Raw genomic sequence first — 16,763 nt, forward strand, 5'->3', positions numbered from 1 at the left:
TAAAGAATAGAACAACACTTACTCAACATCGATGGTTATAGCGCTTTTCACGGGAAAAGAAGTTCCTGAGAAAGTGCAAGAGGTTGGTTTTAAGTGTGGAGCCTTAGCTTTATTGATGGTTATTTACCATTAAGGGGCCATTAGATTGTTTAATGATTTCAGCCGCGTTTTAGGTTGAAGCCGTAAGTATAACGAGAAAAAACCTAGAAATAATGGGGAAACTACCCGATTGTGTAGGCAAGTAATTTATTTGTAATTTTAGTTGAGAGTTAGCGCAATAGTAATGTCTTGAGTGTGTAGCTAATAGTTTTTATAAAAAGAAGTAACGAAGTTTATAATTTATGATCATGAAAAAAATTGCCTTTGCCCTCCTGTTAGGTGCGTTAGGAACATCAGCACAAAATGCCCAAGCTGGAAAAGGCTTTCAAGTTAAAGATATTGACGTTAAAGGTCTAAAGGGTGATGCCATCGCAATACCCAAGGCTCAAAATGCACTAAGCTTTCAAGTTGAAGACATTGAAGTTAAAGGTCTACAGCGAGTTGCATTAGGTGCCGCGCTAACGCATATACCGTTTAATGTCGGTGACAACCTCAATGAATTTCGTATTTCCCAATCGATAAAAACACTGTATCAATCAGGTCACTTTAATGATATCAGGGTATATCGTGACGGTAATCGCCTGGTCTATCGGGTAAAAGAGCGAGAAACCATTAGTGAAATTATCTTTGATGGTAACAGCGATCTTAAAGATGAGCAGTTAACCGAAAGTCTTGATGGCAGCAATATTAGGGTGGGCGAAACGCTCGACCGTACCGTTATATCGGGCATAGAAATGGGCTTGGAAAATTTTTATCATAGTGTCGGTAAATACAATGCCAAAGTTACCGCTAAAATCACTCATCTACCAAGAAACCGAGTTAACCTTGAGTTTTCCTTTGTTGAAGGTGACTCTGCTTCTATTAAGCAAATAAATATCGTCGGTAACGAGGTTTTTTCTAATGCGCAATTGCTAGATAAAATAGTGCTCACTTATGATTCGCCATGGTGGAACTTTATGGCGCAAGACAGATATCAGAAACAAGCCTTACAAGGTGATATGGAAACCATCAATAGCTATTACTTAAATCGTGGTTATTTACGTTTTAAAGTAGATTCTACTCAAGTATCCATGACTCCTGACAAAAAAGCCGTATACATTACCCTCAATGTCAGCGAAGGCGAAACATATACCGTCAGTGACGTTGATTTTGTTGGTGATATGGCCGGTTTTGAGAATACTATTCGCGCAATCAACCCATTACAGGCGGGTGAATTATATAATGGCGCTGAGGTAACTTATACCGAAGAAGTTATTAGTAAGTTTTTAGGGCGATATGGATATGCTTACCCAAAAGTGACCACCAGACCTGAAATTGATGATGAAACTCATAGCGTTAAATTATCTATTTCAATTGACCCCGGTAAACGTGTTTATGTTAACCGTATAAACTTCACCGGTAACCACGTAACAGCTGATAATGTTTTACGCCGTGAAATGCGACAAATGGAAGGTGCTTGGTTATCTAATAGCGTGGTAGAGTCGTCAAAATCATGGCTCATGCGGTTACCGTATATGGAAACAGTTGAATTTGAAACGAAACAAATTCAAGGTGAAGACGATTTAGTTGATATCGATTTTACTGTTAAAGAGCAGCCATCGGGCTCTTTCAATGCCGGTATCGGTTATGGATCTCAAACTAAATTAAGTATTAATGCCGGTGTTCAGCAAAACAACTTCTTAGGCACAGGTAACCAACTTGGCTTTAATATAGCGAAAAACTATTACCAAAAAAATGCCACGATTTCTTACACTGACCCATACTTTACCGTTGATGCCGTCTCTCTAGGTGGGCAAGTCTATTTTAGTGAATACGATGCCGGTAACGCCAACATGGTTGATTATAAAAATAAAACCTTCGGTGTTGGGCTAAATTGGGGGTTTCCAGTTAACGAATATCTTCGTTTAAACTTTGGTGTCGGTTGGAAGTATAACCAAATATCTCAACTAGAAGCCTATGACCAAATCCAGGATTTTTATGATATTTATTCTGATCCGAACGATCCTGATGGTCAGTTAACGTTTAAAACCTTAGATCTTAGCATCGGTTTATCTCGAACTACCCTTAACCGTGGTACTTTCCCTACGGCAGGCTCATCGCAAAGATTAAATGTAAAAATGACCACGCCAAAGTCTGATTTGCAATATTTCAAATTGAACTATGATGCTAAGTTTTATTTCCCATTATCACGTAGTCAAAAATGGTCGGTGCTAACACGTATGCAGCTAGGTTATGCGAATGGCTATGGTGAAGTAGATGGTAACGATCAACTATTACCTTTCTGGGAGAACTTCAGTGCGGGTGGCGCGGATACCTTACGTGGCTTTGAAAATAATACTATTGGCCCTCGGGCAGTATACCGTTTGCCGCAACCGATTCCCGGTGGCTGTTGTTTAGGACCAGAATACGATTCAATTTATGTCAATGAAAACTCTGTTGGGGGTAATGCGATGGCACTGGTTGGCTTAGAGTTAATATTCCCAGTACCATTTCTAGATGAAAGCTATTCTAATAGCGTCCGTACCAGTTTATTTATCGATGCAGGTAATGTTTGGGACACTGAATTTAACTTAGATAATTACAATGATCTAGCTGAATATGAATATGCAAAAATTGAAGACTACTCGGATCCGTCACGTTTTCGTAGTTCCGCGGGTCTATCTATCCAATGGTTATCGCCAATGGGACCAATGATCTTCAGTTTTGCTAGAGCGGTTAGAAAAGAAGAAGGAGATGATGATACATTCTTTAGCTTTAATATTGGTAAAACATTTTAAATACTTTGAAACGTAGGGTTTAGCTGCGTAAAATGCATGAGTATTGCTAGATTATCCGACTAACTAATTATCCGTGTAAATAGTCAGAAATAAATAATAAATAATAAATTATAAATAAAGGGGAACAACATTGAATAAAGTGATCAAAACTATGGTTATGGGCGTAGCCGCATCAGGTATCTTATTAGCGAGTTCTGCGATGGCTGCAGATCAAAAAATTGCGGTAGTAAACTTCCAAGAAGTGATGGGTAAAATACCGCAAACAGCTGCTTTAATGCAAAGCTTAGAAGCCGAATTTAAAGATGAGAAAGCTATCGTTACTCAACTTGAAAAAGATATTAAATATTATCAAGAAAAGCTTAAACGTGACGGCGCACTGATGAGCCCGAAAGAAAAAGAAGAGTTAAACGCTAAAATTAAATCTTTATTTCAAGAGTACCAAGTAAAAGGCAAGACATTGCAACAAAAAGCAACGCAACGTCAAAATCAAGAGACTAATAAAATCATTGCTTTGGTTCGCCAAGCAGTAGATAACATTGCGGTTAAAGAAAACTATGATTTAGTACTTAATCAACAAGGTGTTGTTTATGCTAAACCTGATGCCAGTATTACTGATATCGTGGTAGAGCACGTAAGTAAGCTTAAATAAGCGAAATTTATTGCTCACCAGAAATAACTGCAGTTAAAGGCACCAATATGAATTACACATTAGCTGATATAGCTAAAAAACTTGACGCTAAACTTATTGTGCCGGCTATGCTCGATTCTGCATTAGTCGAACAAGGCCAAATAACCAGTTTGGCGACGTTGGCCAATGCGGGCCCAGGTGGAATTGCCTTTCTAGCCAACAGCAAATATCTTCAACAACTGAGTACGACTAATGCCAGTGCTGTGATTGTTTCCCCCGATGCAGCAGAGTCATGTCAAGTACCCGCGCTAGTAATGGACGATCCTTATATGGGTTATGCTATTTTAGCGAACTTGCTTGATAGTACGCCAAAAGTTGCTTGTGGTATCCATACCAGTGCTGTCATCGCCGATGATGTCATACTCGGTGAAAATGTCAGTATTGGTGCTAATACGGTGGTTGAGGCAGGTGCTCAATTAGCTGATAACGTCAGTATTGGTGCTGGCTGTTTTATTGGCCAGGGTGCTAAAATTGGTGCGTCGACAAAACTCTGGGCAAATATTACCATTTACCATCGAGTCGAGATTGGACATCATTGTTTGATTCAAGCTAATACCGTGATTGGCTCCGATGGTTTTGGTTACGCGCCGGTTAAAGGTCAATACAAGTGGCATAAAATACCGCAACTTGGCAGTGTGATTATTGGTGATCACGTTGAAATAGGCGCGAGTACCACCATCGATCGTGGTGCCCTAGACAATACTGAAATACGAGACGGCGTTATTTTAGATAATCAAATCCAGATTGCTCATAACGTTATCGTTGGTGAGAACACGGCTATGGCTGCCTGTAGTGTTATTGCGGGTAGTACCGTTATGGGTAAGAATTGTACTATCGCGGGTCTGGTTGGTGTTAACGGGCATATCAATATTGCCGATAACTGTGTCTTTACCGGGATGGCTATGGTGACCAAAGATATCACTGAGTCTGGGGTTTATTCATCGGGTATGCCGGTAGTGCCAAATAAAGAATGGAACAAGACTAATGCTAGAGTTAAACGACTCGATAGTTTGACTAAACGAGTGAAAGAGTTAGAAAAATTACTCGCGAAAAACTAGCTATTAACCCCGCCAATGCGTAAAATACCTAAAAGTCTCTTCCATCATTCAAGATGACGTTGATGCAAAATAGTGTCCGCGATTAGTTATCTACTAATCGCTACATCCAACAAGGAATAATCATTTGGATACTGTAAAAAAACCAATAGACCTTAACGAAATCAAAACATTGATACCGCACAGATATCCAATGTTATTAATCGATAAAGTTGTTGATCATGAGCCGGGAAAAACGTTACATGCCATTAAGAATGTAACAATAAATGAACCAGTTTTTACCGGGCATTTTCCAGAATTAGCTATTTTCCCAGGCGTATTGATTTTAGAAGCGCTAGCGCAGGCTACGGGTATTCTCGGCTTTAAAAGTACCGAGGGACGCGACGAGAATGAAATGTACCTTTTTGCCTCAATAGACAAGGCTAGGTTTAAAAAACCAGTTTTACCCGGTGATACCATGCACCTTCACGTTACCTTTATTAAAGAACGCCGTGGCATGTGGAAGTTTTATGGTGAAGCTATAGTTGATGGCAAGGTGGTTTGTAGTGCCAACCTTATGTGTGCTCGTCGCGTTTTAAAATAATTATTCCCCCAAGCAGTTTAACAAGAGTAAATTTATGATTCATCCACAAGCTATTATTGAGCCTGGTGCCGTTATTGGCAAAAATGTTTCCATAGGTCCTTGGACTTATATTGCTAAGAATGTGGTCATTGGCGATAACTGCGAAATCAGCTCTCATGTGGTTATCAATGGCCCAACGCGCTTAGGTAAAGGTAACCGAATCTTTCAATTTTCCAGTATCGGTGAAGACTGTCAAGATCTTAAGTACGCAGGCGAACCAACAGAACTAGTCATTGGTGACAATAATACTTTTCGCGAGTCTTGTACTATTCACCGCGGCACGATTCAAGACAACAGCATTACGCAAATTGGTAGTAATAATTTGTTTATGGCATATACGCATGTCGCCCATGATTGTATCGTTGGCAGCCATTGTATTTTTGCTAATTACGCCGGTATTGCAGGTCATGTGCATGTTGGTGATCACGTCATCATTGGTGGCATGGTCGGAGTACACCAGTTTTGTCATATAGGCGCACATAGTTTTATTGCTGGTAATGCTTTAGTACTTAAAGATGTGCCTGCCTATGTTATGGCATCAGGGCAACCAGCAAAACCTTTTGGTTTGAACAGTGAAGGTCTAAAACGCCGTGGTTTTAATAAAGAAACTATCTTAACCATTAAACGTGCGTATAAAATTCTCTATCGACAAGGTTTGTCAGTTGAAGAAGCATTAAATACTATCAGTGAAATGCCTGAGCAACCGCCAGAATTACAATATTTTTGTGATTCAATCAAAAATTCTAATCGCGGCATCATTCGTTAACGTTCGTACATTACAATTAGTACGTAAAACATGTTCCGTTAATACTTGTACCCCGATACAGTTTTTTGAGAAAGGTACAGTTACTATGACAAAGGTATCGTTTACGGGTACCGTTTACTTTAAGTACCTTTAACGCTTATGACTGCTCAGAATCAAAATACTCACCAGCACGTTATCTTTGCTATTGTTGTTGGTGAACATTCAGGTGACACCCTAGGCGCAGGCCTAATAAGCTCATTACGTCAAACACACCCCTATGCCAAGTTTATTGGTATTGGCGGGCCGAAAATGCAAGCCCTTGGTTTTGAAAGTCTCTTTGCAATGGATGAACTATCTGTCATGGGTCTGGTCGAAGTACTTGGCCGTTTAAGGCGCTTGCTACATGTCCGTAAAACCTTAACTGATTTCTTTACTACCAATAAACCGGATGTTTTTATTGGTATCGATGCGCCTGATTTTAATATCGGTCTTGAATTAAAGCTTAAAGATAAAGGCATTAAAACGGTTCATTATGTAAGCCCATCAGTATGGGCTTGGCGTGAGAAACGAATATTTAAAATCGCAAAAGCTACCGATATGGTGTTAGCGTTATTGCCTTTCGAAAAATCTTTCTATGACAAACACAATGTTCCTTGTACTTTTGTCGGCCATCCACTTGCCGATGATATCCCTATGTACAGTGATAAATCACTAGCAAGAGACAAGTTAGGCTTAGCGCAGGATAAAAAAATACTGGCGCTTATGCCTGGTAGTCGTGGTGGTGAGTTAGAGCGTTTACTTAGCGACTTCTTTGAAAGTGCCAAAAAATTACAGGCGCAAGACCCCGAGTTACTTTTTGTCGCGCCTATGATCAGTGAAAAGCGCACTGAACAATTTAATCGCCTTAAAGCCGAATTAGCCCCAGACCTAGCCGTGACAGTTATTCTCAATCAGACCCAAGACGTTATGGCGGCCAGTGATTGTTTATTAACCGCTTCAGGTACTGTTACCTTAGAAGCTGCTTTGATTAAAAGACCCATGGTTATTTGTTATAAGTTTAGCCCGGTAACCTTCATGTTAGCTCGCTGGTTGGTCAAGTTAAAGTGGTTCTCTTTGCCTAATTTATTAGCAAATAAGTCTTTAGTACCTGAATTATTACAAAAAGAAGTCTGTGCTGACAATATTGTGCCGTTAATTAAAGCGCGTTTATATCAAGACCAAAATCAGCTGAATGAAAGTTATACTGATATTCATCAACAATTAAAGTGTGATGCGAGTGCACAAGCGGCTAAGGCGGTACTTGATGTGTTAGCGGCAAAAGATCTATCCCCAAAAACCTCTATCACTAATTAAAGCAATTAACATATAAAATAAGATTAAACTTATGGCGAGTAAGCAAACATACCCAGAATTTGAATACCCGGTAGCATTTTGTATTGCCGGTGTTGATGAAGTAGGTCGTGGTCCTTTGGTCGGAGACGTCGTCACGGCTGCTGTCATTTTAGACCCCGAGAATCCAATTGAAGGGCTAATGGACTCAAAAAAGCTATCAGAAAAAAAGCGCGCTTTATTGTCCATTGAGATAAAAGAAAAGGCAGTGGCTTGGTCATTAGGCCGTGCTAACCCACAAGAGATTGATACCTTAAATATTTTACACGCAACTATGCTTGCCATGCAAAGAGCGGTCGAAGGGCTTAGTGTTGAGCCTGATTTCGTGCTAGTTGATGGTAATCGTTGTCCGACATTTCTAAGGGCAAACAGTGATACCGAGGATCTTGAGCAGGGCAGTGGTAAAATTTCGAGTCAGGCAGTGGTGAAAGGCGATGCGAGAGTTGCTGAAATAAGTGCTGCTTCGATTATTGCTAAGGTGGCACGAGATGACGAAATGATCGCCTTAGATAAGCTCCATCCACAATACGGTTTTGCCCAACACAAAGGTTACCCAACAAAACTTCATTTAGAAAAAATTATTGAACATGGCGTACTTGACTGCTATAGACAAAGTTTTAAACCTGTTGCCCGAGTGCTAGGTACTTACCATGAATAAAAGCATGAATAAAAGCATGACTGAAATATGACTAATAACATGACCGAAACACTGGCCGAAGATGAGTTAAACGGGTTTGTGCCGCCCAAGTTTGTCCATCTGCGTGTGCATAGTGATTTTTCTATGTGCGATGGTTTAAAGAAAGTTAAAGCGATCGTAGGGAGAGCTGCTGAGCTTAATATGCCAGCGGTAGCCCTTACTGATCAGACTAACTTATGCGGACTGGTTAAATATTATCATGCGGCTCACGGCGCTGGTCTAAAGCCTATTATCGGCTGTGACCTTTGGGTGAAAAGTGAGGAGCTTGAAGATGAACTGTCACGTATCGTGGTACTTACTACCAATAATGTCGGTTATAAAAATATTACTGAGCTTATCTCAAAAGCTTACCTGCGTGGTCATATACAAAATAAAGCTGTTATTGATAAGTTGTGGTTAGTTGAATATAAAGAAGGCTTGATCATACTATCGGGTGGCCGTGAAGGCGATATAGGTAAAGCCTTATTAAAAGGGAATACTGAACTCGTTACTGAAATGGTTAGTTTTTACCAGCAACATTTTGACCGTTGCTTTTTTCTTGAGCTAATCAGAACAGGTCGAGAGGATGAAGAAAATTATATTCACCTCGCTGTAGAACTTGCCGACCAATGTGGTTTACCTGTAGTTGCCACTAACGAGGTGATGTTCCTCGAACCGGGAAACTTTGACGCCCACGAAATACGGGTCGCTATTCATGATGGTTTTACCTTAGATGATAAACGGCGACCAAGGCGCTACAGCACAGAGCAATATTTACGTTCAGAAGAAGAAATGTGCGAGATCTTTAGTGATATTCCTGAAGCATTAGCGAATAGTGTTGAGATAGCTAAGCGTTGTAATGTTACGGTAACCCTAGGTGAATATGTATTACCGGACTTCCCAACGGAAGGTTTGGAGATTAATGATTTCTTTATTAAAGTATCAGAAGAAGGTTTGGAAAAACGTCTAGACCAACTTTTTGATCGTAATGCCGATGACTTTGCCCAAATTAGAGCGCCCTATGACGAGCGTTTAAAAATAGAGCTCAAAGTTGTTAATAATATGGGCTTTCCGGGTTATTTCTTAATTGTAATGGAGTTTATTCAGTGGAGTAAGGATAACAATATTCCTGTTGGCCCAGGTCGAGGGTCAGGTGCCGGCTCTTTGATTGCTTATTCACTTAATATTACCGACCTTGATCCCCTTGAATATGATTTACTTTTTGAGCGTTTCTTAAACCCTGAACGTGTCTCTATGCCAGATTTCGATATAGATTTCTGTATGGACAGGCGTGATGAAGTAATTGACCATGTGGCCGAGCTTTATGGCCGTGATGCGGTCTCGCAAATTATTACTTTCGGTACCATGGCGGCGAAAGCAGTAATTCGTGATGTTGGTCGCGTTTTGGGTCATCCCTATGGTTTTGTTGACAGAATTTCCAAGCTTATTCCGCCAACACCAGGCATGACCTTAGCGAAAGCCTTTGAGGAAGAACCAAAGTTACCTGAGCTTTATGCTCAAGATACCGAAGTTAAAGATCTTATTGATATGTGCCGTATTTTAGAAGGCACAACACGTAATGCCGGTAAACATGCTGGTGGTGTGGTTATTTCTCCTACTACCATCACTGATTTTGCACCACTTTATTGTGATGATGAAGGTAAAAATCCGGTTACCCAGTTTGATAAAAATGATGTCGAAGATGCCGGTTTAGTTAAATTTGATTTCTTAGGTTTAAGAACACTGACAATTTTACAATGGGCCATTGAAATGGCTGATGTGAAATTACTTAAAGCCGGTAAAGAACCTATTGATATCACCAAAATAGATCTTGAAGATAGAGCAAGTTTTAAAGTATTACTTGCTGCGAAAACTACGGCAGTATTCCAACTTGAATCCAGCGGCATGAAGTCGTTAATAGATAAGCTCAAACCTGATTGTTTTGAAGATATTATCGCACTGGTTGCTTTATTTCGCCCAGGCCCATTGCAATCGGGCATGGTTGATAACTTCATCGAACGTAAACATGGCCGAGAAGAAGTTAGTTATCCCGATGAAAAATGGCAACATATGGACTTAAAACCTGTGTTAGAGCCAACCTACGGTATTATCTTGTATCAAGAACAGGTAATGCAAATAGCGCAAGTACTGGCTGGTTACTCACTCGGTGGCGCAGATATGTTGCGTCGTGCCATGGGTAAGAAAAAGCCAGAAGAAATGGCTAAGCAGCGAGCCGGCTTTGAAAAAGGTGCTATAGATCGAGGTGTAGACGGCGAACTAGCGATGAAAATCTTCGATTTAGTGGAGAAATTCGCCGGTTATGGCTTTAACAAGTCTCATTCAGCAGCATATGCATTAGTATCCTATCAAACGTTGTGGATGAAAACGCATTTTCCGGCACAATTTTTGGCTGCAGTGATGTCGGCTGATATGGATAATACCGAAAAGATTGTTATCTTGGTTGATGAGTGTAGCAATATGGACATTGATTTATTGCCACCGGATGTTAATGCAGGGCAATATAAATTTACCGTCAATGAAGACGACCAAATTGTTTACGGTATTGGCGCCGTTAAAGGCGTCGGCGAAGGTCCCATTGAAGCTATTATCGCCGCGCGCCAAGCAGGTGGACCATTTACTGACTTATTTGATTTCTGCGCACGTTTGGATTTAAAGAAAACCAATAAACGTGTTTTACAGAAATTAATAAAATCAGGCTCTATGGACGCTTTAGGTCCTAAGTATAAAAAGGGCTCAACCAAGGAGCAAGGCGCTAATCGGGCCGCGCTATTTGACAATCTGCCTGAAGCGATTAAAGCGGCAGAGCAACATGCCAAAGCTGAATCGTTAGGACAAAATGATTTGTTTGGCTTAATTAATGATGAGAAAACTGATTCAAGGCAAAGCTTTAAAGAAGTGAAACCTTGGGCAGAAGAGGTTTGGTTAGACGGCGAAAAAGAAACGTTAGGACTTTATTTAACCGGCCACCCAATAAATCGCTATTTAAGTGAAATAAAAAAATATTCTTCAAGTCGACTGGTCGCCATGCAGCCAACGGGCCGAGATAAGCAAGCTGTTGCCGTTGGTTTAGTCATTGGTGTACGCGTGTTAGTCAATAAGCGCGGGCGTCGCTGGGCATTAGTGACCTTAGATGATAAGAGCGCACGCATGGATATTCGTCTCTTTCCAGATGACTATGATCGCTTTGCCGAGATGCTGGTAAATGATGCTATTTTGGTCTGTAGCGGACAGGTCAGCTTTGATGATTATTCAGGTGGTAATACAATGACTGCTCGGGATATAATGACCGTCACTGATGCGCGAGAAAATTATCTTAGTTCTATTGATATTCAAGTTGATAACAGCTTGATAGCAGATGATTTTATCGAACAGTTTGCTCAGGTATTAACACCTTTTAAAGAAGGTACCTGTCCAGTGCGGGTTTTCTATCAGCGCGAAGAAGCTCAAGCTATGCTTGAGTTAGGCGTGCAATGGCGAGTAACGCCAACCGATATGTTACTATATGAATTAAAAGCATTGCTTGGCGAAGAACGAGTCGCCATGGAATTTAAATAATAACTGCTAAGCGTAAAGTATTGAGAAGAGGTATATTACTCAGGATACTTTGGTTAAGTAGTGAACAACGATTTTAAAAAATTAACTAGATTTATTAGGTAAAAATAAATATGTCATTAAACTTTTTAGATTTCGAGCAGCCTATTGCTGAACTTGATGCAAAAATAGAAGAGTTAGAGTTAGTCAATAACGGTCAAGAGCTTGATCTGGACATTGAAGAACAAATAACCCAATTACGTGAAAAAAATAAAGAGCAAACAAAAAAGATCTTTGCTAATTTGGACCCGTGGCAAACTGCACGAGTAGCTCGTCATCCACAACGTCCTTTTACTTTAGATTATATCCCACGTATTTTTACCGAGTTCGATGAACTTGCGGGTGATCGTGCCTATGGAAATGATCGCGCCATCGTTGGCGGTACTGCACGTTTAGACGGTAAGCCTGTGATGATTATAGGTCATCAAAAAGGTCGTTCAACGCCAGAGAAAATCAAGCGTAATTTCGGTATGCCGCGTCCAGAAGGTTACCGAAAAGCGTTACGTTTAATGGAAATGGCTGAGCGTTTTAATATGCCTATCATTACCTTTATCGACACACCAGGCGCTTACCCTGGCGTTGGTGCTGAAGAGCGTGGTCAAAGTGAAGCCATTGCGCGTAACTTAAAAGTAATGGCGCGATTAACGGTACCCATTATCTGTACCGTTATTGGTGAAGGTGGCTCAGGTGGTGCGTTAGCGATTGGTGTTGGTGACCGAGTGAACATGCTGCAATATGCCACATACTCAGTTATATCTCCTGAAGGTTGTGCGTCAATTTTATGGAAAACAGCTGATAAAGCACCAACGGCTGCAGCCGCTATGGGCATTACTGCAACGCGTATTAAAGAGTTAGATTTAATTAATACTATTGTTGAAGAGCCATTAGGTGGAGCACACCGAGATATGGATCTTATGGCAGCACACCTTAAACAAACGCTGATAAATGACCTAAACGATTTAGAAGGCTTAAGTAAAGATGAGCTAGTAGAAAAACGCTACGAAAGATTAATGTCATTTGGCTATTGCTAAATAAAGTAGCCGACAGTATTTTCATTTAGCATGGATATACTTGTCGGCCTTCTCTTATGAATAAGATAACCTCATCCCTTCACAGCACTATAAAGTCCCTTTCAAACACTCATGGTGATATTGAGTTAATTGTTGCTTATAGCGGCGGTATCGACTCACAAGTACTTTTACACGCCTTAGCTCACTTGAAGCAAAAAAAAATTATTAATAACAAAATCACCGTCTGTCACGTTAACCATGGCTTGAGCGACAACGCCCAACGGTGGCAAGAGTTTGCTCACCAAGAGTGCGATAAGCTTTCTCTGCGTCTCGTTATTAAAAGCGTCAATGTTCAGCCAAAAGCACAATTATCACTGGAAGCCTTGGCTCGTGAAGCAAGATATGCGGCGCTTAAATCACTGAGCAATGAAAAATCCTTAGTGTTAACGGGGCACCATAGCGATGATCAAAGCGAGACTTTTTTATTAGCGCTAAAGCGTGGCGCAGGCTTAAAAGGCTTATCTGCTATGTCAGAGCAAATACCTCTTGGTAAGCACATACTGGTTCGACCTCTGCTGACCACCTCTCGCCTAGCAATCGAAGCCTATGCTAAAGCGCATCAGCTAAGTTGGGTGGAAGATGAGTCAAATGAAGATACTTGTTTTGATCGTAATTTTATTAGACAGCAGATAATGCCACTATTGCGTGCTCGTTGGCCTAGTATCAATAATACCATCAACCGTAGTGCCAGCCATTGTTTAGCTAGCCAGGAGTTACTAGATGAACTGGCGGAGCAAGATTTAAGCGCATGTAAAGCCAGTGAGTTAAGTTTACATATTCAAACGCTAACCAATTTATCGTCAGCCCGCTTTAATAACTTAATTCGCTATTTTATGGCAATTAATCATTGTTTAATGCCAAGTACCGAGCAACTAAAACAGGTGAGACAGCAACTGACCGCGGACGGTGATAAGAATCCTGAAATAAAAGTGGCAAATCACTTTTTGAGACGCTTTAAAAATACCTTGTATTTAACGCCTCAATATAGTGATTTAAGTGCTTGGCAACGGCCTATTGATTTATCAAAAGAAGTCACAGAAATAGTGTTGCCGGATAACTTAGGTGCGTTATATTTCAAACACATTGCCGCTGACTATAATGAATTGTCAGGTATTTGTTTACCTAAATTAGGACAGCAAGTCGTAGTGCGCTTTAGTCATAGTAACCCTAAGTGCTTACCTGACTTTAGACAGCACTCGCGAAGCTTGAAGAAGGTATTACAAGAGTTACATATTCCGCCATGGCAACGTAAACGTATTGCTTTTTTGTATTATGATAATGAACTAGTCGCTGCAATAGGTCATTTCATCTGTCAGTCGTTTATCGCACGGCCTAATGAAAAAAGTATGCAGGTCATCTGCCATCAGTAACCCTATTTAAATAGTGTTACTGATCGATAAAGGCCCATGCTACCTAGGAAGCATGGGCCTTTTGTTTTTATCGATTAATCTCTTTCGACTTAACTCGCTCTTTAATCTCAACGCTTGAATATATGGCTTTTTATAAGTACTTATTTAGTTATATGGTGCGATACGGCCGCGGTGAACACAACATCGGTAGAACTGTTTAAGGCTGTTTCAGCAGAGTCTTGAATAACACCAATAATAAAGCCAATAGCAACAACTTGCATAGCAACATCGTTATTGATGCCAAATAAGCTACAGGCTAGTGGAATAAGTAATAGTGAGCCACCGGCCACTCCAGATGCGCCACAAGCGGAAATAGCGGCCACCACTGACAAAATGATAGCAGTGGCGAAGCTCACTTCAATATTTAAACTATTCGCCGCAGCTAAGGTTAATACCGTAATAGTAATCGCTGCGCCGGCCATGTTAATAGTAGCGCCCAATGGAATTGAGACTGAATAAGTATCTTCATGTAAATCCAATTTTTTACATAAGGCCATGTTCACCGGGATATTTGCCGCTGAACTACGAGTGAAAAAGGCAGTAATACCAGACTCTCTAAGACAAGTAAAAACCAACGGGTACGGGTTTTTTTTTGTGATAATAAAGACAATGATAGGGTTTACTAGTAAGGCAATAATTAACATTGCACCAAGTAATACTGCTACTAAGTGGCTATATTGTGCTAAAGCGCTAAACCCGGTAGTAGCGACAGTATTTGCCACTAGGCCAAAAATACCCAGTGGAGCAAAGCGTATTACCAGACGTACAATACTTGAAATGGCTTCACTTAAATCATGCACCATGGCTTTACTCGACTCATTGGCATGCTTCAAAGAGAAACCTAAACCTAGCCCCCAAGCAAGTACAGCAATAAAGTTTCCTGTCGCAACAGCCGTTATCGGGTTTTCAACAACCTTGAAAGCTAAACTGGCTAATACTTCGGTTAATTTTTGTGGTGGGTTAGCATTAGCACCGGCTAAATCTAAAGTAAGCTCAGTCGGAAAGGCAAAACTTAACAGCACCGCAACAAAAGCCGCGCTGAGGGTGCCAATGAGATATAAACTGACGATAGGTTTTAATTCGGCACTACTATCTATTTTTTGATTAGCGATAGCTGAGGTAACCAATATCAAGACTAGAATGGGAGCAACCGCTTTTAATGCGCTAACAAATAAGCTGCCAAGTATACCAAATGCTAATGCTGACTCGGGTGCTAAGGTTGCTAATAGGCTAGCTAAAATAATTGCGACAATTATTTGGCTGACCAAACTGGTCGATTTTAATTTTTGAATAAAAGATGTTTTAGGTATCGTTGCGTTGTTCATTGTTTAGCCTGTTACTCGGTGATTTTTTAATTATGTGGGAGTTTTATCATTGAAGAATAGTCATTGTCTAGGGCTAATAACAAATTCATTCAGTTTCTTGCCTCTCAGTGATAATTAAAAGCCTTCTTAGTAAGGCTTTGGCTGCTAAAAATGGTTATTTCCTTTGTCAAAATCAATCACCCGTCATAGCCGTATTTTAAGCTCACCCTTGGGGCTTACTTGGTAAAATAAAAACGATACCAAGGTGTTCAATTTTGAATAACTAGACCATGACAAATTTTATTTGTTTTATCCGACTAAGATAACGCAGAGTGCGGGTAAAATTGGTGACGTTGCTCTAATTGTTATCCATGAATAATTAACCGTTAAAGCGCGTTTTTTCATAGAAATATAAGGCGATGCGCGTATAATTACCTTATTAAAATAACCAATCTCTTTGGAAATACTATGCCTGCAGAACAAGCATTAAAAACCCGTAGTAATAATAGCTGTGAACTTTGTACCAGTACCGATACCCTAGCCGTTTATCCTGTACCACCAACAAGTGATTTAAGTGCTCAGCAGTCAATTTATGTCTGTCAAAATTGCTTAGCACAAATAGAAGGCCAAAGTGAGTTAGATCTAAATCACTGGCGTTGCTTAAATGACAGTATGTGGAATCAAGAGCCGGCAGTGCAGGTTATGTCTTATCGCATGTTGCACAAGCTCTCTACGGAAAGTTGGGCGCAAGATGCTTTAGAGATGATTTACTTGGAAGATGAAGTTAAAACCTGGGCGGAGCAGGGCATTGCGGCAGAGCGTACTAATGGACCTACACGGGATAGTAATGGTGCAGAGTTACAAGATGGTGACAATGTCACCTTAATCAAAGATTTGAAAGTTAAAGGGGCAAACTTTACCGCTAAACAAGGCACTTTGGTACGTGGCATTACTTTAACGGAAAACCCGGAGCATATTGAAGGTAAAGTTAACGGTACCCGTATTGTTTTGGTCTCAGCTTACTTGAAAAAAGCTTAACAAATATCATACCAATTTGATTAAATTTCTTCCCAACTCAGAGCTCTGCTCAATGTTCAATAACAAGGGGGATTTGTTTCGGTTTAGTCATTCTAAATCAAATAAATTTAACGATGTTAGTGGGCATCGAGCAAGCTCCCAGAGGGCGAGTTTAAAAGGCTTACATGCTGCGTTATTGATTTTGACAAGGGAATAACCATTATCTTCAATCAATGCCTTGCCTCTAAGCCTTTTAATTCTCGCTGAGTGGGAAAGAACTTAATCAACTTGGTATCAAAC

At 40.4% G+C, this 16,763-nt stretch carries 12 protein-coding genes; 11 read left to right on the plus strand and 1 reads right to left on the minus strand.

Translation table 11 applies throughout. The annotated features are described in order from the left end of the window. Nucleotides 1-341 precede the first annotated feature (341 nt). The 10 genes from bamA to tilS all read left to right on the plus strand — a co-directional run bounded on the left by bamA (nucleotide 342) and on the right by tilS (nucleotide 14,103). Nucleotides 342-2,876, plus strand: a complete 2,535-nt coding sequence (bamA, locus tag F580_RS0121805) for an outer membrane protein assembly factor BamA (RefSeq protein WP_019029887.1) — start codon at nucleotides 342-344, stop codon at nucleotides 2,874-2,876. Between the two features lie 139 nt (nucleotides 2,877-3,015). Then, complete coding sequence (locus tag F580_RS0121810) at nucleotides 3,016-3,525, plus strand: OmpH/Skp family outer membrane protein (protein WP_245560675.1); 510 nt, start codon at nucleotides 3,016-3,018, stop codon at nucleotides 3,523-3,525. A gap of 47 nt (nucleotides 3,526-3,572) precedes the next feature. Continuing rightward, nucleotides 3,573-4,622, plus strand: coding sequence for a UDP-3-O-(3-hydroxymyristoyl)glucosamine N-acyltransferase (lpxD, locus tag F580_RS0121815; protein ID WP_019029889.1), 1,050 nt, complete (start codon nucleotides 3,573-3,575; stop codon nucleotides 4,620-4,622). Between the two features lie 124 nt (nucleotides 4,623-4,746). Beyond that, nucleotides 4,747-5,202 (plus strand): 3-hydroxyacyl-ACP dehydratase FabZ, encoded by a 456-nt coding sequence (gene fabZ / locus F580_RS0121820; RefSeq protein WP_019029890.1) that lies wholly within the window; start codon nucleotides 4,747-4,749, stop codon nucleotides 5,200-5,202. 34 nt (nucleotides 5,203-5,236) lie between these two features. Continuing rightward, the gene (gene lpxA / locus F580_RS0121825; RefSeq protein WP_019029891.1) at nucleotides 5,237-6,007 is read left to right on the plus strand and encodes an acyl-ACP--UDP-N-acetylglucosamine O-acyltransferase; all 771 of its coding nucleotides are present in this window, start codon (nucleotides 5,237-5,239) and stop codon (nucleotides 6,005-6,007) included. A 138-nt stretch (nucleotides 6,008-6,145) separates the two neighbouring features. Continuing rightward, nucleotides 6,146-7,339: a lipid-A-disaccharide synthase gene (lpxB, locus tag F580_RS0121830; protein WP_019029892.1), complete on the plus strand. Its 1,194-nt coding sequence runs from the start codon at nucleotides 6,146-6,148 to the stop codon at nucleotides 7,337-7,339. A gap of 31 nt (nucleotides 7,340-7,370) precedes the next feature. After that, on the plus strand, nucleotides 7,371-8,033 hold the full coding sequence (rnhB, locus tag F580_RS0121835; RefSeq protein WP_019029893.1) for a ribonuclease HII: 663 nt from the start codon (nucleotides 7,371-7,373) through the stop codon (nucleotides 8,031-8,033). A 27-nt stretch (nucleotides 8,034-8,060) separates the two neighbouring features. Beyond that, nucleotides 8,061-11,627, plus strand: a complete 3,567-nt coding sequence (gene dnaE / locus F580_RS0121840) for a DNA polymerase III subunit alpha (RefSeq protein ID WP_019029894.1) — start codon at nucleotides 8,061-8,063, stop codon at nucleotides 11,625-11,627. A gap of 110 nt (nucleotides 11,628-11,737) precedes the next feature. Next, the gene (accA, locus tag F580_RS0121845) at nucleotides 11,738-12,694 is read left to right on the plus strand and encodes an acetyl-CoA carboxylase carboxyl transferase subunit alpha (RefSeq protein ID WP_019029895.1); all 957 of its coding nucleotides are present in this window, start codon (nucleotides 11,738-11,740) and stop codon (nucleotides 12,692-12,694) included. Nucleotides 12,695-12,750: 56 nt separating this feature from the next. Continuing rightward, nucleotides 12,751-14,103 carry a tRNA lysidine(34) synthetase TilS gene (gene tilS, locus F580_RS0121850; protein ID WP_019029896.1) on the plus strand — a complete coding sequence of 451 codons (1,353 nt, stop codon included), beginning with the start codon at nucleotides 12,751-12,753 and terminating at the stop codon, nucleotides 14,101-14,103. A gap of 140 nt (nucleotides 14,104-14,243) precedes the next feature. Here tilS and sstT read toward each other — a convergent pair whose 3' ends face one another. Next, nucleotides 14,244-15,467, minus strand: a complete 1,224-nt coding sequence (sstT, locus tag F580_RS0121855) for a serine/threonine transporter SstT (protein ID WP_019029897.1) — start codon at nucleotides 15,465-15,467, stop codon at nucleotides 14,244-14,246. Between the two features lie 447 nt (nucleotides 15,468-15,914). On the opposite strand from sstT, the gene F580_RS0121860 reads away from it, so the two are divergent. Then, entirely contained in the window at nucleotides 15,915-16,484 is a 570-nt protein-coding gene (locus F580_RS0121860) for a PhnA domain-containing protein (protein ID WP_019029898.1), read from the plus strand. Nucleotides 16,485-16,763: the final 279 nt, after the last annotated feature.

The organism is Colwellia piezophila ATCC BAA-637 (assembly GCF_000378625.1).
GTDB classification, from domain to species: domain Bacteria; phylum Pseudomonadota; class Gammaproteobacteria; order Enterobacterales; family Alteromonadaceae; genus Colwellia; species Colwellia piezophila.

Coding starts and splice junctions, on each gene's coding strand:
- bamA (WP_019029887.1), top strand. CDS start 342: ATGATCATGAAAAAAATTGCCTTTGCCCTCCTGTTAGGTGCGTTAGGA.
- lpxD (WP_019029889.1), top strand. CDS start 3,573: ATGAATTACACATTAGCTGATATAGCTAAAAAACTTGACGCTAAACTT.
- lpxA (WP_019029891.1), top strand. CDS start 5,237: ATGATTCATCCACAAGCTATTATTGAGCCTGGTGCCGTTATTGGCAAA.
- lpxB (WP_019029892.1), top strand. CDS start 6,146: ATGACTGCTCAGAATCAAAATACTCACCAGCACGTTATCTTTGCTATT.
- rnhB (WP_019029893.1), top strand. CDS start 7,371: ATGGCGAGTAAGCAAACATACCCAGAATTTGAATACCCGGTAGCATTT.
- dnaE (WP_019029894.1), top strand. CDS start 8,061: ATGACTAATAACATGACCGAAACACTGGCCGAAGATGAGTTAAACGGG.
- accA (WP_019029895.1), top strand. CDS start 11,738: ATGTCATTAAACTTTTTAGATTTCGAGCAGCCTATTGCTGAACTTGAT.
- tilS (WP_019029896.1), top strand. CDS start 12,751: ATGAATAAGATAACCTCATCCCTTCACAGCACTATAAAGTCCCTTTCA.
- sstT (WP_019029897.1), bottom strand. CDS start 15,467: ATGAACAACGCAACGATACCTAAAACATCTTTTATTCAAAAATTAAAA.
- F580_RS0121860 (WP_019029898.1), top strand. CDS start 15,915: ATGCCTGCAGAACAAGCATTAAAAACCCGTAGTAATAATAGCTGTGAA.